The following is a 21603-nucleotide window of genomic DNA, read 5'->3' as shown; positions in this document are numbered from 1 at the left end:
TGAGTATGAACGCAAGTGAAGCGCAGCAGAGGATCGAGGCGCTGCGACAGGAACTCGAGCAGTACAGCTATCAATATCATACGCTCGATGATCCGTCGGTCTCTGACTATGAATATGATAAAAAAATGCAGGAGCTGATCAACCTGGAGGAGGAATTTCCGGAGCTGCAGACACCGGATTCCCCTTCCCAGCGTGTCGGTGGAAAGCCTCTCGATGCTTTTGTGAAGGTGCAGCATGATATTCCGATGCTCAGCCTCGGCAACGCTTTTAACGAGGAAGAGCTCCGTGATTTCGACCGCCGTGTCAAGAACGGCACAGACGAAGAAGTCAGCTACGTGTGCGAACTGAAAATCGACGGTCTCGCCGTCTCATTGAAATATGAGGATGGGGTGTTTGTCCGGGGAGCGACACGGGGAGACGGAACGACAGGCGAAGACATTACGAAAAACCTCCGGACCATCCGCAACATCCCGCTCCGTTTGAAAGAGCCTGCCACCCTTGAGGTGCGCGGGGAAGCGTATATGCCGAAGCGCTCGTTTGTCGGTTTGAACGAAGCGAAGGAAGCGAATGGCGAAGAGCCGTTTGCCAATCCTCGGAACGCCGCAGCTGGATCGCTGCGTCAGCTGGACCCGAAAATCGCCGCCAAACGGAACCTTGATATTTTCCTTTACGGCATCGGTGTCTGGGAGGACGATCCGACAGACGCCCACAGTGAACGGCTGGAGCGGATGAAGAAACTGGGACTGAAAACGAACCCGGAATGGAAAAGGTGTAACAACATCGATGAAGTGATCGACTATGTGAACAGCTGGGTCGAACGGCGCCCGGATCTCGACTATGAAATAGACGGGATCGTCATTAAAGTAGATCGTCTGGATCAACAGGAAACGCTCGGCTTTACGGCTAAAAGTCCACGTTGGGCGACCGCTTACAAATTCCCGGCTGAAGAAGCGGTCACTACGCTTACGGATATCGAGTTAAGCGTCGGCCGGACAGGGGCCGTAACCCCGACCGCCATTCTGGAACCGGTCAAAGTCGCGGGAACGACCGTGCAGCGGGCTTCTCTTCACAATGAAGATTTGATCCGTGAAAAGGACATCCGCATCGGAGATACGGTCGTCATTAAAAAAGCCGGTGACATCATTCCTGAGGTGGTACGTGTACTTACGGATCATCGGACAGGGGACGAAGAGCCGTACTACATGCCGGAAACGTGTCCGGAATGCGGAAGTGAGCTTGTCCGGATTGAAGAAGAAGTCGCACTGCGGTGCATCAACCCGAACTGTCCGGCCCAGCTGCGGGAAGGATTGATCCACTTCGTATCCAGAAATGCCATGGATATCGAAGGGCTCGGTGAAAAAGTCATCGCCCAGCTATTCCAGGAAAACCTGATCCATAACATTGCCGACTTGTACAAGCTGGACCGTGAAGAGCTGCTGCAGCTGGACCGCATGGGGGAAAAGTCGGTCGAAAACCTGCTGCATGCGATAGAAGCCTCCAAGGAAAACTCTCTGGAACGCCTGCTTTTTGGTCTTGGCGTCCGTTACGTCGGCTCCAAGGCCGCCAGTACGCTCGCCCAGCACTTTGAGTATATGGAGGCTCTGAAGGCAGCAGACACGGAAACGCTGGAGGCGGTTCCCGAAATCGGCAGCAAGATGGCGGATTCGATCGCCAGCTATTTTGACAAGCCGCAGGTCATCGAGCTGTTGGACGAACTCCAGTCGCTCGGCTTGAATATGGAATACCTCGGCGCGAAGAAAAGCGACCAGCCGGAAGATTCTCCGTTCAAGGATAAAACGATTGTCCTGACCGGAAAGATGGAACATTTCAGTCGTTCTGAAGCGAAGAAAATCGTTGAAGGACTCGGAGGCAAAGTGACGGGGAGTGTCAGTGCCAAAACCGACCTTCTCATCGCCGGGGAGGATGCCGGTTCGAAATATACGAAAGCAGCAGATCTCGGCGTTGAAATCTGGGATGAAGAGCAGTTTAGAGAAGCTTTAAACGATTAGGGAGTGGAAAGCATGAGGAAGATGCACGCACTGTTACTTAGTTCGGTGCTTTTCGTGAGCGCGTGTACGCCCGTTTTTGATAATAGAGAAGAAGTCATACAGGAAACGACCGATGAGAACAATAACCAGTCGGCGATTGTTCCCAACTATACGATGTCTGAAGAAGATTACCGGATGATCCTGACCGAAAGCAGTCCGACAGTGTCTTCCGCCCGCGGCGTCACGACGAACCAGATGGGCAACCGGCTGGATATCGATGAATTTGAAAGCGGCCTGCGCCGGCACTCCAAGGAATACTATGACCCCGAGGATTACTTTTTCCAGTCGGGTCAGTATTTGACGGACGATACGCTGATCAGCTGGCTTTCCCGTGAAAGCGAGACAAATGAAGTAGGGCTGAACCCTGAACTCGACGAAGATGAAGCATCGGAAGAAGAGTTCCGTGACAGTCCGAAATACATTTCCAATATCGTTGAACAGGATTACTTAGTGAAGAAGGAAGAAAACGTCGTGGAACTGAAAGGGATCACGATCGGAATCTCCCTGCGTACGGTGTACAATTTCCAGACACCGGACGGAAAGAATTACTCTGAAAACCATTCGACCGAGGAGCTTTTGACTAAAGGGAAGCAGTACGCCGGGGAAATCCTGGAACGTATCCGCGAAGATGAGGAACTGAAGGACGTGCCTGTCGTATTTGCTTTGTATGAAGAAGAAGAGGCGAGCTCCAAAGTACCGGGCAGCTTCCTGAGCAAGGCGTATGTGAAAGGTTCATCCGCGTCCATCGGTGGCTGGGACACCATTGATGAGAAGCATGTCCTTTTCCCATCCAGTGAAGCGGAAACCGATCACTTCGATGATTCCCAGGTATTTTCGGACTTCAGAAAAGAAGTGTCCGACTATTTCCCGAACTTTGTCGGTATGATCGGCAACGGTTTTTACGTGAACAACGACCTGCGGGAGGTTACGATTGAAATTCCGATCGAATTCCAGTCGCAGTCCGAGGTTGTCGGGTTTACCCAGTATGTGTACAGTCTTGTTGTTGAAATGTTCCCGGACCATTATGGTGTTCAGGTGAACATTCACAGCATGGACGACCCGGAAAGCCTGATCGTTAAAAACGCAGGGGAAGAAGAACCCTTTGTACATGTCTATAAATAAAAGAAAGCCGTACTCTGATTTTCAGGGTACGGCTTTTTTTACCTGTGAAGTGATGACGGCCACGTTCCGCTTATCGAATGCTTGGCGCGGGCGTCACCACCGATAAGCTCCTTGTGTCCCAGCCGCATGGAGATGTGAGATCCTGAAAACGTTTGTGCACGGAAAGAGAATGGTCTGCGATTCTGGAAAAATACCAGGGTTTTCAACAAACTGAAACCGTACCCTGTAAATGGAGGTATGTTTTTTTTAATGACCTTGGTCGTTTTTTTCTGGTTCTTTAGTCATTTTTCCTTGAGGGATGAACCCGCTTACACACCTAAGGAAAAGGATTTCATCTTTGTTGTGAAGCGTGCGGAGGGTCTAAAGCACTCCCTCCGGTTAATAGTTGAAAGAAAGCTTCTCTCCCTATAAGATAATCTCGGATATTTAAAGAGAGAGGTTTGAAGTTTATGTCTACACGCCAACGAATTACAGCTTTGACAGGAGTGGTCGTACTCATCCTGTTCCTGATCATTTACATGCTGACGGTGTCGCCTGCCGAGCAGATCAATGAAAAGGAGGAAGCGGCTGAACGGGAGGAGATTTCCTATGACCAGTCGCTCCGTCCTCAATATCATTTTACTCCAGCGGAAAACTGGATGAACGATCCTAACGGAATGGTGTATTACGAAGGCGAATACCATTTGTTCTATCAATACAATCCGGATGGGGATCAGTTCGGAAATATGAGCTGGGGGCATGCAGTCAGTGAGGATCTCGTACACTGGGAGGAACAGGATGTTGCGCTGACACCTGATGAGCATGGCATGATTTTCTCAGGGAGTATCATTGCCGATGAAGAAAATAAAAGTGGACTCTTCCCAGATGAAGAAGGTGGTCTTGTTGCCTTTTATACGAGTGCCGGTGATGTTCAGGATCAACGGATCGCTTATAGCACCGACAAAGGAAGGACGTGGGAGAAATACGATGGGAACCCTGTCGTACCGAACCCCGGGATTGAGGACTTCCGCGATCCTAAGGTCATCTGGCATGACGAGTCTGAAACATACATCATGCTGCTGGCTGCAGGAAAAAAGGTGATGTTCTATGGATCAGAGAATCTGGTGGATTGGGAATACTTAAGTGAGTTCGGTCATACAGGAGCCCAGGGAGGTATCTGGGAAACGCCGGAATTGTTTGAACTCCCAGTAGATGGAGAGGAGGGAGATACACTCTGGGTGCTGCAGGTGGATATGAACCCGGGCAGTATCGCCGACGGTTCAGGCGGCCAGTATTTTCTCGGAGATTTTGACGGTGCTGAATTTACAAGACAGGAGAAGTCCAATGACATCAACTGGGTGGATTATGGGACGGACTTTTATGCAGCCCAGGCCTTTAACAACATGAAGGACCGTGTCATATGGATGGCCTGGATGAGTAACTGGACGTATGCCTCCAGCCTTCCAACCGATCCGTGGCGCGGAGCGATGTCGCTTCCAAGGGAAGTCACGCTTCAAAAAGACAAAAACGGGGAAGTACAGCTGATTCAGCAGCCGGCCGATGAACTGAAAGACCATCGCGGAGATCTCATATATGAAGCCGCTGGTATCGAGCTGGAGGGTTCAGAGACGATTGATGGTTTTGAAGAAGAAACCTATGAGATTACAGCGGAAATGGAACCTGGCTCCTCTGGGGAATTCGGATTCCGTGTTCGATATTCCTCCGATATGCAGGAAGAAACCATTGTTGGATATGATACGAAAAACGACGTCGTATTCACCGATCGTCTGAACTCAGGAAAAACCGATTTCCACGAATCGTTTGCTGGTGTCTACCGGGCACCTTCCCGATTAGAGGATGGCACCGTTAAGCTGCACATCTTCGTAGACCGGTCCTCTGTGGAGGTGTTTGCGAATGGTGGACAGCAGGTCTTAACGACGCGGATTTTCCCATTCCCTGAAAGCAGTGGACTTGAAATCTACAGCAAAGAAGGGGATGTGAATATCAAATCGCTCCAAATTTACGATCGACCTTCAGCGTGGTAACCGGTGGCGTGCGGCTTATCAATGCTTCCCTGCCCAACCGGTCCTGGTGAACGGTACAGGGAAAGCATGACCTGACAACAAAGAAAAAAGCTTGTAGAGAAACTCCTGTTTCTTTACAAGCTTTTTTCTTTTTTTCCGCCAGGAGCGAAAGCCCCTTCCCTTTCCGCGGACGAGCGCCCGAGCTTCCTCGCAACACCCACGCTCGGTGATCTCGGCCCACTCGTTCTTCCGCAGGAGTGGAAGGGGCACCGCTCCTTGTTAGTTCTTTAAAATCGAAAAAGACTCCCCTTCACCCAGCTCACCCTTGTTTGATGGCGGGCAGTCTTTTTCATATTCCGGCAGGCAGCTGTCATCAGCGCCTGTTCTTTCCCTTTTTCTTTTCCATGCAGGCGGCAACAGCGCCGCTCATGCCGTTCTTTTGAATCTGCGAACCTGCATAGGGCACATGTTCTCTTCTATATATGCTAACGTCGGCACGAGGAGCGTTCGGTGGTGATGCCTGCGGGAACAGCACGGGCCGAAGATCCACTTGGGCAGGCGATCTTCCTGACCAAGTTAGCTGAGGCCGTGCCCGCGGCATTCATCCACCGATAAGCGGAAAGTGACCCTGCAAATGGACCACTCTAACTGGTTAACACAGGCTTTTTCTACAGCCCAACAGTCTTGATAAAGGCTGTTTTTTTATGCTGTATAACGGAAGGAATTTAGAAAGATTTAAGAGGGAACGGAAGCAGGAAGTACGATGCTCTGGGAATTTGAAAATGTTTCACCGGCCCGGGCTTTAGAGGGGAATAGAACGGGATATTCCGTTTGAATAAGGAACACGGGTGCGGTAGAATAATTGTGGAAACATTAATTATTGTAATTTTCTTAAAATTACAAGGCGTATACCCAACTACTTTCAAGGAGGCGTTTTTTTATGGTGGTCCCTTACAAACATGAACCATTCACAGATTTCGCGCTGGAAGAAAATCGAAAAGCCATGCAGGCTGCATTGAAGCAGGTGGAGGCAGACCTTGGAAAAGAGTATCCGTTAATCATCGGCGGGGAGCGGATCATGACTGACGAGAAGATCGAAGTCGTCAATCCGGCCAATAAAAAAGAAGTGATCGGCCGAGTGTCGAAAGCGAATCAGGACCTGGCTGAAAAAGCCCATCAGGTGGCTGATGAGACATTTGACTGGTGGCGGAAGACGAAGGCGTCGTACCGCGCGGATATTCTTTTCCGGGCTGCGGCCATCATTCGCCGCCGAAAGCACGAATTCACCGCCCATCTCGTCAAGGAAGCCGGTAAGCCGTGGAAGGAAGCCGATGCAGATACAGCCGAGGCGATTGATTTCCTGGAGTATTATGGGCGTCAAATGCTTGAAATAGATAAAGGAGTCGACGTGAACTCACGTCCGATTGAAAACAACCGGTTCCACTACATACCACTCGGCGTCGGTGTCGTCATTTCACCTTGGAACTTCCTGTTTGCCATCATGTGCGGGACAACAGTCGCCGCCATGGTGTCCGGTAACACCGTCCTATTGAAACCGGCCAGTGCCACCCCGATCATCGCCTATAAAATGATGGAGGTGCTTGAGGAAGCCGGTCTTCCTGCAGGCGTCATCAATTACATTCCAGGAAGCGGGAAGGAAGTCGGGGATTACCTTGTCGATCATCCACGCACACGCTTTATCAGCTTCACAGGCTCTCGTGAAGTCGGTACCCGCTTGTTCGAGCGGGCAGCGAAAGTCCATGAGGGACAGAAATGGCTGAAGCGGACGATCATTGAGATGGGCGGAAAAGATACCATTATCGTAGATGAAGATGCCGATCTTGAACTGGCTGCGGATGCGATCACGTATTCTGCTTTCGGTTTCTCCGGTCAGAAATGCTCGGCCTGTTCCCGTGTCGTTGCGCATGAGGCCATTTACGACGACCTTCTCGACCGTGTCGTCCAGAAGACGAAGAAGGGCGTGAGTTATGGAGATCCATCTGATAACAGCCATTATATGGGGCCGGTCATCGACCAGGGAGCGTACGACAAGATTTTAAGCTATATCGACATTGGGAAAGAAGAAGGGAGTTTAATGTGCGGCGGAAAAGGGAATGACGGTACAGGTTGGTTTGTCGCGCCGACGGTTTTTGCCGATCTTGCTCCGGATGCACGAGTCATGCAGGAGGAAATCTTCGGTCCTGTCGTCGGTTTTACGAAGGCCAAGGACTTTGAGGAAGCTGTTCAATTCGCGAACAATACAGACTACGGCCTGACGGGGGCGGTCATTACGAACAACCGTGACCACATTGAAAAAGCACGGGAAGACTTCCATGTTGGGAACCTGTATTTCAACCGCGGGTGCACAGCAGCTATTGTAGGGTATCATCCGTTTGGCGGATTCAATATGTCCGGAACCGACTCCAAAGCAGGAGGACCGGACTACCTGCTGCAGCACATGCAGGGCAAAACATCGTCTGAGATGCTGTAAAGCAAAGGGCGCACCCTTCTTTTATCCAACATAAGAGGAGGGGTTTTTTTATAAGGCAGAAGTACATACTAAAGAGGCAGAGAAAAGGGGATAATTCCCTATTTTAACCAAAGTGGTGAAATTTTTTTGAAGAAATTTTGTGAATGAATATCATTAAAACATCGTATATACGCATTATTATGCATTATTAACGGATATTTATTCAAATAGGTAAAAATATGTAAATTTTTGCAATGTTCAGTCAAAAGTTATATGATATAGTTGTATCCGTGTTTGGTTTCCCTGAGTCTTTGTGACTCAAGAACCATAAGTCGGTACAAATGCATAACATTGTATATCATAAGTCTTGAAGGAGGTGAACCACTTGTTTGAGCTCGCGACTGCAGCATCAGCATCCATCGCCGGGGCGACCTGGTTCTGGTTGTTCGTCCCAATGCCAATACTAATTATTCTATCACTTATTTCCCTATTTACTGAGAGGAGCGAATAACAAACCATGAGTACTGCAACGTTAATAACGTTTATCATTTATTTAATCGGTATGCTGGGTATCGGATTTGCCGCATATCGTCTAACATCTGATTTATCCGATTATGTTTTAGGCGGTCGTCGTTTAGGACCAGGAGTAGCCGCACTATCCGCCGGTGCCTCTGATATGAGTGGCTGGCTGCTGTTAGGCCTGCCGGGTGCGATTTATGCTTCCGGATTGTCTGAAGCGTGGATCGGTGTCGGTCTTGCGATCGGTGCCTACTTAAACTGGCAGTTTGTCGCGCGTCGTCTTCGTGTATTTACAGAGGTTGCGAATGACTCGATTACAGTTCCTGACTATCTTGAGAACCGCTTCCGTGACAACTCCCACGTTCTGCGTGTTATATCTGCATTTGTCATTCTATTATTTTTCACCTTCTATACTTCCTCCGGTATGGTCGCCGGTGCGAAGCTGTTTGAAGCTTCATTTGCCTTAAGCTATACACAGGCTTTATGGCTCGGCGCGATCGTAACTATTTCTTATACGTTCCTTGGAGGCTTCCTTGCTGTAAGCTGGACAGACTTCGTCCAGGGAATTCTGATGTTCCTTGCTCTTATCGCTGTGCCGATTGTGGCTGTATCTGAGCTTGGTGGATGGAGCGCAGCGACAGACGCTGTTGCCCAGATTGATCCATCCCACTTGAACATGGTACAGGGTGTCGGTGCTCTGGCTATCATTTCCTCCCTTGCCTGGGGACTTGGTTACTTCGGTCAGCCGCACATTCTTGTTCGTTTTATGGCGCTTCGTTCACCTAAGGATGTACCGAAAGCCCGTCTGATTGGTATCGGCTGGATGGTTCTCGGCCTGTACGGTGCCATTTTCACCGGTTTATTCGGACTTGCCTACATCAACACAGCTGATGTAGCGGACTTGTCCACGTTTAATGCTGAAGTCATTACAGAAGGCGGCATCCAGATGCTTGCCGACTCTGAGAAGATCTTCATCACGTTCTCTCAGATCCTGTTCCACCCGATCATTGCGGGTATCCTGTTGGCAGCCATCTTGTCTGCGATCATGAGTACGATTGACTCCCAGCTTCTTGTATCTTCTTCTGCACTGGCAGAGGACTTCTACAAGGCGTTGTTCCGTAAAAACGCTACAGAAAAAGAATTGGTATGGGTCGGACGTGTTGCCGTAGCCGGTATTGCTCTCATTGCCGTGCTTCTTGCCGGTAACCCGGACAGCACCGTTCTTGGACTTGTATCCTATGCATGGGCTGGTTTCGGTGCCGCTTTCGGTCCGATCATCATCCTGTCCTTGTTCTGGAAAGGCATCACCCGTAACGGGGCGCTCGCCGGTATTATCGTCGGTGCCGTCACTGTTGTCATCTGGGGTGACTTCCTGAGCGGCGGTATCTTCGATCTTTATGAAATCGTACCAGGATTCCTGTTGAGCACCCTTGCTACGGTGATTGTCAGTCTGATGGGTACACCGCCGAAAGAAATCATTGAAGAATTCAATGAAGCAGCTAGACGCTGAGTTTCTAGTATCATCCCCGGTCGCTGGACCGGGGATTTTTTATGTTTGAGCAGGTTTAAAAAAGAGGGTCTGCCTTCCATCCTGGTGTTCAATTTTCTGTTAGAAACGGTGGTCAATTTCCATCCGTACGGAAAAAGACAGGGGGCGGTGGATATGTTAAGATAGAATAGGTGTGTTACGTACGTTGAAAATGGATTCTTAAATTTGGTATGATCATATATTATGTGAGATCGAAATGGAGGTCGCATTATGTCCAGAATCAGTAAAGATGAAGTGAAGCACGTCGCGAATCTTGCGCGTCTTGCGATCACGGATGAAGAAGCAGCAACATTCACAAAACAGCTGGATGACATTATTACCTATGCTGAACAGCTGAATGAGCTCGATACAACAGGCGTTGAGCCGACAACCCACGTCCTTGACCTTAAAAACGTCATGCGTAAGGACGAGCCGAAGAAGTGGATCACCCAGGATGATGCACTGAAAAATGCACCAGACAAACAGGACGGACAATTCAAAGTCCCATCCATTTTGGAATAAGGAGGTTCAACGATGTCTTTATTTGAGTACACGTTAAAAGAGCTTCAGGAGAAGCTACATAATAAAGAAATCTCAGTGACGGACCTTGTAGAGGAATCCTACAAGCGCATTGACGAAGTGGATGAAGAGATCCAGGCTTTCATCACACTGAATAAAGAAGCCGCCATGACGAAAGCAGCAGAACTGGATGCTGAGCGCGGAACGGCAGCGGAGAAGCTGTTCGGTCTGCCCATCGGCGTGAAGGACAACATCGTAACGAAAGGGCTTCGTACGACAGCTGGAAGCCAGATTTTGTCCAACCTGAACGATCCATTGTATGACGCAACCGTTGTGAACAAGCTGAACGACGCGAAGTCCGTCACGATTGGTAAATTGAATATGGACGAATTCGCAATGGGTTCTTCCAACGAGAACTCCAGCTACGCTGCTGTGCGTAACCCGTGGAACACGGATTATGTCCCAGGTGGCTCCAGTGGTGGTTCTGCGGCGGCTGTTGCTGCAGGCGAAGTCCCTTATTCTCTTGGTTCCGATACCGGTGGTTCCATCCGTCAGCCGGCCGCTTACTGTGGTGTGGTCGGATTGAAGCCGACATACGGCCGTGTCTCCCGTTTCGGATTGATTGCTTTCGCATCCTCTCTTGATCAGATCGGACCAATCACACGCAATGTCGAAGATAACGCGTTCCTTCTGGAAACGATTGCCGGCCATGACAAAATGGATTCGACATCTGCCAATGTAGAAGTGCCAAACTATACAGAGGCTCTGACAGGTGATGTGAAAGGCTTGAAAATCGCTGTACCGAAGGAATACCTTGCTGAAGGTGTCGCTCCTGAGGTGAAAGAAGCGGTTCAGGCTGCCCTGAAAGAATACGAAAAAATGGGCGCGACATGGGAAGAAGTTTCCCTGCCGCACTCCAAATATGCGCTTTCCACGTACTACCTGCTTTCTTCTTCAGAAGCGTCTGCCAACCTGGCCCGTTTTGACGGTGTCCGCTACGGCAAGCGTGCGGAAGATGCGGAGTCTATGCTGGATATGTTCAAGCGTTCCCGCGCAGAAGGCTTCGGTGACGAAGTGAAACGACGGATCATGCTTGGAACATTCGCGCTGAGCTCCGGTTACTACGATGCGTATTACAAGAAAGCCCAGCAGGTACGTACCCTTATTAAGAACGATTTCGAAAAAGTTTTCGAAGACTACGATGTCATCGTTGGACCGACAACACCGACACCAGCCTTTAAAGTCGGCGACAAAGTGGACGATCCAATGACGATGTATGCCAACGACATCTTGACGATTCCCGTCAACCTTGCCGGTGTTCCGGGGATCTCCATTCCTTGCGGCTTCTCCAGTGAAGGACTGCCGATCGGACTGCAGATCATCGGAAAACACTTTGACGAAGGTACTGTCTACCGTGCCGCTCACGCCTTCGAGCAGGCTACCGATTACCATACCCAACGCCCGTCCCTTGGAGGTGCGCGCTCATGAACTTTGAAACGATCATTGGACTTGAAGTCCACGTAGAACTGAAAACCGAATCCAAAATCTTCAGCCCGTCACCGAACATGTTCGGAGATGATCCGAATACGAACGTCAACCCGATCGACCTTGGGTATCCGGGCGTTCTTCCTGTGCTGAACGAAGAAGCGGTGAACTTCGCTATGAAAGCGGCCATGGCCCTGAACTGTGACATTGCGGAAGACACGAAGTTCGACCGTAAGAACTATTTCTATCCGGACAACCCGAAAGCTTATCAGATCTCCCAGTTTGATAAGCCGATCGGAGAGAACGGCTACATCGACATCGAAGTCGATGGAAAGAAAAAGCGCATCGGTATTACCCGTCTTCACATGGAAGAAGACGCGGGTAAACTGACGCACAGCGACGACGGCTACTCCCTTGTCGACTACAACCGTCAGGGTACACCGCTTGTTGAGATCGTATCCGAGCCGGATATCCGTTCTCCGAAAGAAGCATACGCCTACCTGGAAGCATTGAAAAACATCATCCAGTACACAGGCGTTTCCGACTGTAAGATGGAAGAAGGTTCTCTGCGTTGTGACGCCAACCTTTCCATCCGTCCGATCGGTCAGGAAGAATTCGGTACGAAAACCGAGCTCAAAAACTTGAACTCCTTCTCCTTCGTTCAAAAAGGGTTGGAATTCGAAGAGAAGCGTCAGGAACAGGAGTTGCTGAAAGGCGGCGAAATCCTTCAGGAAACCCGTCGTTATGACGAGCAGACGAAGGAAACGATCCTGATGCGTGTGAAGGAAGGTTCGGATGACTACCGTTACTTCCCAGAGCCGGACCTTGTCCCGCTTTACATCGATGAGGCGTGGAAAGAGCGCATCCGTGCGGAAATCCCTGAGCTTCCGGATGCCCGTAAGAAGCGTTACATCGAGGAGCTTGAGCTGCCCGCTTATGACGCAATGGTTCTCACCAACAGCAAAGAGCTTTCCGATTTCTTCGAAGAAGCGATTGGTCAGGGTGCTGATGTGAAACAGGCGTCCAACTGGATGATGGGTGAAGTATCCGCCTACATGAACAAGCACTATAAAGAATTGTCCGACCTTGCTTTGACACCTGAATCCCTGGCTAAGATGATTCAGCTGATCGAAGACGGTACGATTTCTTCTAAAATCGCCAAGAAAGTCTTCACAGAGCTTGTGGAAAACGGCGGCGATCCAGAGAAAATCGTTAAGGATAAAGGACTTGTTCAAATTTCCGATGAAGGCCAGCTGACGGAAATCATCGTGAAAATCATGGACAACAACCCGCAGTCCATCGAAGACTACAAAAATGGTAAAGACCGCGCCCTCGGATTCCTCGTCGGCCAGGTAATGAAGGAAACCAAAGGCCAGGCCAACCCGCCGATGGTAAACAAAATCATTCTGGCAGAAATGGATAAGCGCTGAAACGAAGCCTGGACTGAATCATAGAGGGACGAAGCACGCACTCCCGGGTGCGTGCTTTCGTATGGTTTAGGACGAACGGTCATATACTATATAAAGTTTGCAAAAACAGGAAAAAAAGATATGATGTATGATGGAACAAGCTTGGATAAAGGGGGTCATATGATGAAACGTGCCCGAATTATATATAACCCGACCTCTGGACGAGAACTCATTCGCAAGGTTCTCCCGGACATATTACAGAGATTCGAACAGTCCGGCTATGAAACCTCCGCGCATGCCACAACGTGTGCCGGCGATGCCGCTGAGGCCGCCCGTTATGCCGTCGAGCAGGAGTTCGACGTCGTTGTAGCCGCAGGAGGCGACGGAACCATTAACGAAGTGATCAACGGACTTGCCGAACAGGATCATAAACCGAAGCTCGGCGTCATTCCAGTCGGGACTACCAACGATTTTGCCCGTGCCTTGCACATCCCAAGAAACATCCATAAAGCCGTCGATATCATCCTTGAGGATTATACCCACCCTCTTGATATCGGACGCGTGAATGATCAGTACTTCATGAACATATCCGGTGGGGGAAAGATCACCGAAGTTTCCTATGAAGTACCAAGTAAACTGAAGACGATGATCGGTCAGCTTGCCTATTACTTGAAAGGCATCGAAATGCTGCCATCCATCCGTCCGACCCGTGTAGAAATCGAGTATGACGGCAAATGGTATGAAGGAGAAATCATGCTGTTTCTCGTCAGTAACACGAACTCCGTCGGCGGACTCGAAAAGCTGGCTCCGTCCGCACGTATGGATGACGGCCTGTTCGATCTGATGATCATCGAAAAAATGAACGTCGCCGAGTTTGCCCGTCTGGCCACGCTCGCGATTCAGGGAAATCACCTGAACCATCCGAAGTTCATCCACACCACGGCCAGCCGTGTGAAAGTGAAGACGGATGAAAAGATGCAGCTGAATATTGACGGGGAATTCGGTGGATTATTGCCCGGGGAATTTGTCAATTTATACAGGCATCTGGAGTTTTTTGTACCGGAAGATAAGTTCAAGGAAGAAGAATAAGGGGGAGCGCTGCTGTTGGAACAGTGGCGTTCTTTTCTTTGTTTGTAAGTGCTCGGGAGGGGATTGTTTGAGGTAGAAGTCGGCAGTCCTCCACAAGCTGCTCGAGGTCATAAGTCCACCGATTGTGAAAAGGAAGATCACTTTTCATAATCGGCGTTCTTATGCTTGTCGCAGCTATCAGGGCGACTTCGCACTTAGGGATATGATAAACTACGGTTAGAGTATATAGATAAAGGACGGATGAATGATGGCGAAGGTGAAGCCGCCTGTACAGAAGAATGAGACGATACAAGTGACGTTTGAGGATTTGACGCATGAAGGCAATGGGGTAGGGAAAGTTGATGGCTATCCGCTTTTCGTACCGTATGGCCTTCCCGGCGAGACGGCTGATGTGAAGGTCGTGAAAGTGAAAAAGAACTTCGGCTTCGGTAAACTCTTGAAGGTGAGCGAGGAAAGTGAACACCGTGTCGATCCGCCCTGTGATGTATTCTATCAATGCGGAGGCTGCCAGCTTCAGCATATGAGCTACCAGATGCAGCTCGATATGAAGCAGAAGCAGGTCAAAGACAACATGAAGAAAATCGGCCACCTGGAACACGTGCCTGTCCACCCGACGATGGGGATGGAAGATCCGTGGCGCTACCGCAATAAAGTACAGATCCCGGTCGGACAGAAGGAAGACGGTGAATTGATGACCGGATTCTATCAAAAGCGCAGCCACAACATCATTGATATGGATACGTGTCTGATCCAGGACGAAGTGAACGACCGCATGGTGGAAACCGTCCGCCGTATCGCCTCCAAGCACGGCCTGGATGCCTATGACGAACAGACCCACCGAGGTGTGCTCCGTCACATCATGGTCCGCACAGGGCAGAATACGAATGACATTATGATCGTCATCGTAACGAAAACGAAAAAACTGCCTCATAAAGATGAAATGATCAGTGAGATCCGCGATGCATTTCCAACTGTGAAGTCCATCGTTCATAACGTGAACAGCGCGAGAACGAATGTCATTTTAGGAAAAGAAACGAACGTCCTTTGGGGCGATGAGTACATTTACGATACGATCGGTGACATCAAATTCATGATCTCACCAAAATCGTTCTATCAGGTCAATCCGACTCAGACGAAAACGTTGTATGATAAAGCGTTGGAATATGCGGATCTACGAGGCGGCGAAACCGTCATTGACGCTTACTGCGGCATCGGAACCATCTCTCTTTTCTTAGCTCAGAAAGCGAAAAAAGTGTATGGCGTTGAAATCGTACCGGAAGCCGTCACTGATGCGAAAAAGAATGCGCGTCTTAACAAGATGGACAATGCCGACTTCTTCGTCGGTGAAGCAGAAAAACTGATGCCATGGTGGCGTAACCAAGGGCTACGTCCAGATGTGATCGTTGTCGATCCACCGCGTAAAGGCTGTGACGAAGAGCTGTTGAAGGCGATGCTAGATATGGAACCGGAGCGCATTGTATATGTGTCCTGTAATCCATCCACGCTTGCACGAGATCTTAAAGTGCTGGAAGATGGCGGCTATGAGACGAAAGAGGTCCAGCCGGTGGATATGTTCCCGCAGACGAGTCACGTGGAGTGTGTAACATGGTTAGAGAAGAAGTAATTGGTAGATTGAATTTGAGATATATTTGAGAGAAGTGCACGAAGAGCAGGGGATAGTTCTCCTGCTTTTTTTGTGACCTGAAAAATGTGTAACTCATTGTGGATTTTCAACATCAGGACATAGATGTGTAAAACTTTAGAAAGAATTATTTGAGGAACTCAGGACTTTTGAGATGGTGCATATTTAACAAATAGTATAGACTGTTTAAAAATTGTCCGTTGCAATGGACATTCAACAAGGAAGCGCTTTCTGAAACTTGAGATAATATAAAGTTGCAAGGAGGGATATTGTGAGTTCTAAAAATAATCGTGAACAAAAGTTGCTACTGTTTCTTTCAAAAAATGAAGATTACGTTACTTCAGAGAATTTAGCAGAAGTACTCCATACGTCAAAAAAAACAATATACCGTTTAATAAAAAAAATTAACGATGAGAACGTGGATGATTCACTGATTGTTTCTGAGATCGGACGTGGTTACAAACTAGATTATGAGAAATACATCAATCACCAAAAAAACAATGAAAAATATAATGAAGACTATTTTACACCTGCTGAAAGACGTAAAAGAATAATGGAAGAATTATTACTTTCTTCACCTAAACCTATAAAAATATATTATCTATACGATTCCTATTATGTAGGTGATTCAGTAATCTTTAATGATGAACAAATTATGAGCGAAGAACTTAAGAAGTATAATTTGTTGCTGGAAAGAAAAAATAGGACACTCTCTGTAATGGGGGAAGAGTCTAATATAAGAAAGGCTATTAAAGAGATAATTGAAATTTTTAACATCATTGATATTGATGATTTAAAAACGAATTCTAAACTTTATTTTAATAAGTTTGATGTCCTGATTATTTTAGATCAATTAAGAAAAATTGAAAAAGATTTGAACATAACTGTTCCTTATCCATACAACGTAAATATCTTTTCTCATTTGTATATATTGTTAAGCCGTTCTAGAAAAAACCCAGCTTTTATATTCTTAGGTGAAGCATCACATGAGAAAAGAGAAAATATGAAAAATGATTTTGATTTATACCAAGTTGCTAAAGCTATTATCAATAATATAGAAGATTACTTGAATAGCCCTCTACCTGAAATGGAAATCTACTTTTTATACCAATATTTAGTTTCATCAAGAATGCAAGGAACATTTGAATCATTAACAAACTTGTCTTCAAGCGTGATCAAGGTAACTCAGACATATATTAATGAAATGAGCGCAAAAATAGGTATAAATATAGATAATCAAACCATCTTTGTAGATTTGGCCAATCATATCAAGCCGATGCTTAATAGATTAGAGCATAATATTCGGGTTAAAAACAGTTTGTTAAGTCAGATTAAAGTGACTTATGAAGAAATATTCTACAATGTGAAAAATGTATCTGAGGTAATCAGTAAAACTTATAATTTTCCGGTAATAAATGATGATGAGAACGGATTCATTACTCTCTATTTTGCAAAGATAATTGAAACAAATCAACATCAGCGTCCTATTAAAACGTTGATTATGTGTACAACTGGAATTGGAACATCTGAACTATTGAAAGCAAAAGCATCTAAAAGATTTCCTGAGTTAGAAATAGTGGATGTAGTAGCATCAAGAAACATTCAGCAATTAAAGGAGAAATATCCAGAAATTGAATTGATATTGACCACTGTTCATATTCAAGAAAATATACCAATGCAACATTTATTAGTGAGTGCCATGTTTACGATAGATGACCAGAAAAGACTTCAAAGGAAAATAGAGGAGATTTACAATGAACGATAATTCTTTTTATCGGATTTGTTTGGACTGTAATTTAGAAACTAAAGAGGAAGTGTACGACTATCTTTCATATATCACATGCAAAAATGGCCATCCTGAAAAGAAATACGATATTCTCCATCAATTCATAGAAAGAGAAAAAGCTGGAAGTCCATTAATAGATGAGCATGTTCTCCTTCCTCACATTGAAAGCGAACATGTATTAGAGACTCAAATAATTATTATTAGACCAACAACACCCATAATATGGGGCGAGTCTACAAGTGATCTTCGCTTAATCATTGCAATCCTAATGAAGTCGGATGAACAGAAAAAGGTAAAGAAAAAGATTACTACATTTACTAGGTCTTTAGCTGATGAAGAATTTATAAGTAAATTAATAAATATCGAAAAAGAAACAGGATTTTATAAAGAACTTCATAACCTTAAGGAGGAATTATGATGAAGATTGTTGGCGTTGCAGCTTGTACAGTAGGAATTGCACATACGTACATTGCGCAGGAGAAAATGGAAAATGCAGGAAAGAAAGCAGGGCATGAAATTTCCATAGAAACTCAAGGGACGATAGGGACGGAAAATGAGCTTTCTTTAGATCAAATACAAGAAGCAGATCTTGTTATTTTAGCAGCTGATGTGAAAATAACAGGTAGAGAACGGTTTGAAGGGAAACGCATTATTCAAGTCCCAACTGAAGTAGCAGTGAAGTCACCTAATAAACTCATAAAAAAAGCAGAAGAAGTAATAAAACAAAAACAGAATCAATAAAGGAAAATTTGGGAGGCGGGGTGGTAATTTTGGAAATTAGTAAAATTTTGAATGAACGCACAATCAAAATAAATATGAATGCCCAAAATAAAGATGAAGCTCTAAATGAATTGGCACAGTTACTACTGGAAAATGGATATATAACTGATATAAAACGTTTTATGAAAGATATTTATGCCAGGGAAGAAGAAGGTCAAACCGGCATTGGAAACTATATTGCAATTCCTCATGGTAAGAGTAATTTTGTGAAAGAAATAGGAGTTGCAATAGGGGTCAATAAAAACGAAATACCATGGGAAACACTAGATGGGAACGGTGTGAAAGGGATAATTCTTTTTGCTGTTGGTAATGACAATGAAGGGGCTAAAAATCACCTGAAGTTACTTTCGTTATTTGCGAGAAAGTTAGGTAATGATGAAGTGATAAAAAAAATATTGCTGTCTGAGAAAGTAGAAGACGTTAAAGAAGCTTTTTCTAGTTAATGGTTCGTTTTGGGTCGGTAGAACTTTTCTGTGATTTAATTACTGAAGTCTTACTTTTTGAAAAGCCAACGGATAAATAGCTGTTCATTATGTTATTTAATGGAATAGGGGGATGGAAGATGGGGAGTTTAAAGGAATTAAATCTGAAGGGACATTTGTTAACAGCAATTTCATACTTAATTCCAATTGTTTGTGGGGCTGGATTCTTGATAGCAATTGGTATGGGATTTGGTGGTACAAGTCAGGGTGCACTCATTCAAGGTGAATTTTCTTTCTGGGATACATTAGCGACAATGGGGGCTGCTGGACTAGGCTTGCTTCCTGTAGTCATAGCAACAGGAATCTCCTATTCCATTGCTGGTAAACCTGGAATTGCTCCAGGATTTATTATTGGCTTAACTGCTAATGTAATTAGTGCGGGCTTTATTGGTGGAATATTAGGAGGATTTATATCAGGTTATTTAGCAATTTCATTAATAAAGTTCCTAAAAGTACCTAAATGGGCTAAAGGACTAATGCCGACTTTGATCATTCCTTTCTTTACTTCCATTATAGGCGGGCTAATTATGGTATATATAATTGGATCTCCCATTTCTGCCTTTACCTCATTATTAACAAATGCTTTAAATAGCCTAGGATCATCTTCTTTGGTGATGTTTGGTGGAGTTGTTGGTTTATTGAGTGGGATAGACTATGGTGGCCCCATTAATAAAACAGTTTTTGCGTTTGTATTAACCTTACAGGCTGAAGGTATTAATGGACCAATTACAGCTTTACAGTTGGTGAATACAGCTACACCAATTGGTTTTGGATTAGCTTATTTTATTGGGAAGTTATTTAGAAAAGACATTTATACCCCTATAGAAACGGAAGCACTGAAATCAGCGGTGCCAATGGGGTTTATTAACATTGTTGAAGGTGTAATTCCAATTGTTATGAACGATATTGTACGCTGTTTAATTGCTACAGCAGTTGGCGGTGTTGCCGGTGGAGCAGTGTCGATGGTGTTAGGAGCTGATGCAACTGTACCGTTTGGTGGAGTACTAATGTTACCAACTATGACTAACCCTTGGTCGGGAGTGGCGGCGCTTATGGTAAATATACTTGTTACAGGTTCGACCTTAGCGCTAATAAAGAAACATAAATCTCAGGAACAACTTAGTTTGGAGTCAGAAGATAATGGTGAAGACGAAGAGGAAATTGATCTAGCTGATATCAAAGTATTGTAAAGAGCTGCTTCATCTACTTAAAACATAGATCATTATAAATATAAGGAGGATACTGGTCATGAAAAAAGTGGAATTTTCTCCATCTTTAATGACAATGGACTTAGATAAATTTAAAGAGCAGATAACGTTCTTAAATCATCATGTAGATTCTTATCATGTGGATATTATGGACGGGCATTATGTTCCCAATATTACACTATCACCATGGTTTATCGAGGAAGTTAGAAAAATAAGTGACTTGCCTATTTCTGCGCATCTTATGGTTACAGACCCAAGTCTATGGGTTCAAAGGCTGATTGATATAGAGTGCGATTGGATATGCATGCATGCTGAAGTCTTGGATGGACTCGCCTTTCGTTTAATTGATCAAATCCATGATGCAGGATTAAAAGCGGGAGTTGTTTTAAACCCTGAAACTCCAATTGACATAGTCTACCCATATATAGAATTAGTCGATAAAATTACAATTATGACAATCGATCCCGGATTTGCAGGTCAACGTTTTATCGAAAGTACGTTAAATAAGATTGTTAATTTAAGGGAACTTAGAAAAAGAAAAGATTATGGTTTCCTCATTGAAATGGATGGATCATCCAATAGGAAATCATTTAAAAAAATTGATGCAGCTGGGCCGGATATATATATTGTAGGTCGTAGCGGTTTGTTTGGTTTAGATGATGACATTCAAAGATCGTGGGAAATTATGAACAAAGATTATGAGGAGATGACCGGAAAATTAATCACATACTCTTAGAAAATAAGATGACCAAAGCCATGAGATACTTTCTCATGGCTTTGGTTTGTTATACAGCACAGCATGGATCTAGGCTGCAAATTCAGAATAGAAGTAAGGTATACATTTCTCGCCTTTTTATAAACGTTTTCTAATCTTAGTGTAACATCTTGAAAACCTCCGCAATCTTGTAGGAAGTTGCTTCATCGGCGTTCTACCATCTCCATCACTAAATAGGGGGCTAAATTTTATGATAGCTGTCCAAGCTATTGTATATACTCTGGAGAAGGCCTGATTCTTTATTATTGACTATAATAGCAGAAAGGTCTACCATCAAAACGTATAGCTTTACGTTTTGCCCGAAGTAAGGAAGAAAATCTTGTTTATGAAGAATGAGAGCCCTTGCTTAAGGGTATAGATATAGGAAACCTCTGCCTGAATCATGGCATAATCGAAATCGAAACTACACTCAATTAGGAAGGGGAATTCCAATGGCTGATGAAAACCTAAGTAAAGGCCTTGTTGATGCTGCCTTTAATAAGAAAGAAGCAGAAGAGGCAGAGAAAATAAAAGAAGAAAATAAAGCAAACGACGGGGATATTATTACTTTCAAAAGAGACGGCCAGCAGCTGGAAGCTGTCGTTACTTCTACGAATCCGGCAAACTCCGTTGTCTGCGATCTTACCATCATGGAAGATTTCCACGAGCGCAATTTTGACTTCGAAAAGACCGTTGTTGCTCATAAGAACTACACCATTAAAAAACGCAGCAAAAAGTAAGTCCGGCCTCTGCTGTATA

Annotated in this window: 17 protein-coding genes and 1 pseudogene; 17 read left to right on the top strand and 1 reads right to left on the bottom strand. The window is 45.6% G+C overall.

Annotated features, from left to right (window positions below):
- Window positions 1–5: 5 nt before the first annotated feature.
- The 3 genes from ligA to ACXADP_RS17710 all read left to right on the top strand — a co-directional run bounded on the left by ligA (window position 6) and on the right by ACXADP_RS17710 (window position 5194).
- Window positions 6–2009, top strand: coding sequence for an NAD-dependent DNA ligase LigA (ligA, locus tag ACXADP_RS17720; protein WP_474967406.1), 2004 nt, complete (start codon window positions 6–8; stop codon window positions 2007–2009).
- Between the two features lie 12 nt (window positions 2010–2021).
- A complete protein-coding gene (locus ACXADP_RS17715; protein ID WP_474967407.1) occupies window positions 2022–3170 on the top strand; it encodes a CamS family sex pheromone protein in 1149 nt (382 codons plus the stop codon).
- Between the two features lie 449 nt (window positions 3171–3619).
- Window positions 3620–5194, top strand: coding sequence for a glycoside hydrolase family 32 protein (locus ACXADP_RS17710; protein ID WP_474972046.1), 1575 nt, complete (start codon window positions 3620–3622; stop codon window positions 5192–5194).
- Between the two features lie 266 nt (window positions 5195–5460).
- On the opposite strand, the pseudogene ACXADP_RS17705 reads toward ACXADP_RS17710, so the two are convergent.
- Window positions 5461–5625: pseudogene (locus ACXADP_RS17705) on the bottom strand (IS5/IS1182 family transposase); the annotation flags it as partial.
- A gap of 488 nt (window positions 5626–6113) precedes the next feature.
- On the opposite strand from ACXADP_RS17705, the gene pruA reads away from it, so the two are divergent.
- The 14 genes from pruA to ACXADP_RS17635 all read left to right on the top strand — a co-directional run bounded on the left by pruA (window position 6114) and on the right by ACXADP_RS17635 (window position 21584).
- Entirely contained in the window at window positions 6114–7664 is a 1551-nt protein-coding gene (pruA, locus tag ACXADP_RS17700) for an L-glutamate gamma-semialdehyde dehydrogenase (RefSeq protein ID WP_474967409.1), read from the top strand.
- A 496-nt stretch (window positions 7665–8160) separates the two neighbouring features.
- Window positions 8161–9672, top strand: a complete 1512-nt coding sequence (gene putP / locus ACXADP_RS17695; protein WP_474967410.1) for a sodium/proline symporter PutP — start codon at window positions 8161–8163, stop codon at window positions 9670–9672.
- Window positions 9673–9921: 249 nt separating this feature from the next.
- Complete coding sequence (gene gatC / locus ACXADP_RS17690; RefSeq protein WP_160839217.1) at window positions 9922–10212, top strand: Asp-tRNA(Asn)/Glu-tRNA(Gln) amidotransferase subunit GatC; 291 nt, start codon at window positions 9922–9924, stop codon at window positions 10210–10212.
- 12 nt (window positions 10213–10224) lie between these two features.
- Window positions 10225–11697: an Asp-tRNA(Asn)/Glu-tRNA(Gln) amidotransferase subunit GatA gene (gene gatA, locus ACXADP_RS17685; RefSeq protein WP_474967411.1), complete on the top strand. Its 1473-nt coding sequence runs from the start codon at window positions 10225–10227 to the stop codon at window positions 11695–11697.
- On the top strand, window positions 11694–13124 hold the full coding sequence (gatB, locus tag ACXADP_RS17680; protein ID WP_027955740.1) for an Asp-tRNA(Asn)/Glu-tRNA(Gln) amidotransferase subunit GatB: 1431 nt from the start codon (window positions 11694–11696) through the stop codon (window positions 13122–13124). The genes gatA and gatB overlap by 4 nt, the downstream gene beginning before the upstream one ends.
- A 162-nt stretch (window positions 13125–13286) precedes the next feature.
- On the top strand, window positions 13287–14192 hold the full coding sequence (locus ACXADP_RS17675; RefSeq protein ID WP_474967412.1) for a diacylglycerol kinase: 906 nt from the start codon (window positions 13287–13289) through the stop codon (window positions 14190–14192).
- Between the two features lie 247 nt (window positions 14193–14439).
- Window positions 14440–15816: a 23S rRNA (uracil(1939)-C(5))-methyltransferase RlmD gene (gene rlmD, locus ACXADP_RS17670; RefSeq protein WP_474972045.1), complete on the top strand. Its 1377-nt coding sequence runs from the start codon at window positions 14440–14442 to the stop codon at window positions 15814–15816.
- 289 nt (window positions 15817–16105) lie between these two features.
- Entirely contained in the window at window positions 16106–17599 is a 1494-nt protein-coding gene (locus ACXADP_RS17665) for a BglG family transcription antiterminator (RefSeq protein ID WP_474972044.1), read from the top strand.
- On the top strand, window positions 17589–18038 hold the full coding sequence (locus tag ACXADP_RS17660) for a PTS sugar transporter subunit IIA (protein ID WP_474972043.1): 450 nt from the start codon (window positions 17589–17591) through the stop codon (window positions 18036–18038). Before ACXADP_RS17665 ends, ACXADP_RS17660 begins: the two co-directional genes overlap by 11 nt.
- On the top strand, window positions 18038–18361 hold the full coding sequence (locus ACXADP_RS17655) for a PTS fructose transporter subunit IIB (protein WP_474972042.1): 324 nt from the start codon (window positions 18038–18040) through the stop codon (window positions 18359–18361). The genes ACXADP_RS17660 and ACXADP_RS17655 overlap by 1 nt, the downstream gene beginning before the upstream one ends.
- Window positions 18362–18390: 29 nt before the next feature.
- The gene (locus ACXADP_RS17650) at window positions 18391–18843 is read left to right on the top strand and encodes a fructose PTS transporter subunit IIA (protein WP_474972041.1); all 453 of its coding nucleotides are present in this window, start codon (window positions 18391–18393) and stop codon (window positions 18841–18843) included.
- 119 nt (window positions 18844–18962) lie between these two features.
- Window positions 18963–20072 carry a PTS fructose transporter subunit IIC gene (locus ACXADP_RS17645; RefSeq protein ID WP_474972040.1) on the top strand — a complete coding sequence of 370 codons (1110 nt, stop codon included), beginning with the start codon at window positions 18963–18965 and terminating at the stop codon, window positions 20070–20072.
- A 58-nt stretch (window positions 20073–20130) separates the two neighbouring features.
- A complete protein-coding gene (gene alsE, locus ACXADP_RS17640; RefSeq protein ID WP_474972039.1) occupies window positions 20131–20826 on the top strand; it encodes a D-allulose 6-phosphate 3-epimerase in 696 nt (231 codons plus the stop codon).
- Window positions 20827–21296: 470 nt separating this feature from the next.
- Complete coding sequence (locus tag ACXADP_RS17635; protein ID WP_474967424.1) at window positions 21297–21584, top strand: YkvS family protein; 288 nt, start codon at window positions 21297–21299, stop codon at window positions 21582–21584.
- The last annotated feature ends 19 nt before the right edge of the window (window positions 21585–21603 follow it).

It is taken from the genome of Halobacillus sp. AWH4_228, from assembly GCF_056158365.1.
Note: the sequence above shows the minus strand (reverse complement) of the source record. Positions and strands in the feature narration are given on the sequence as shown.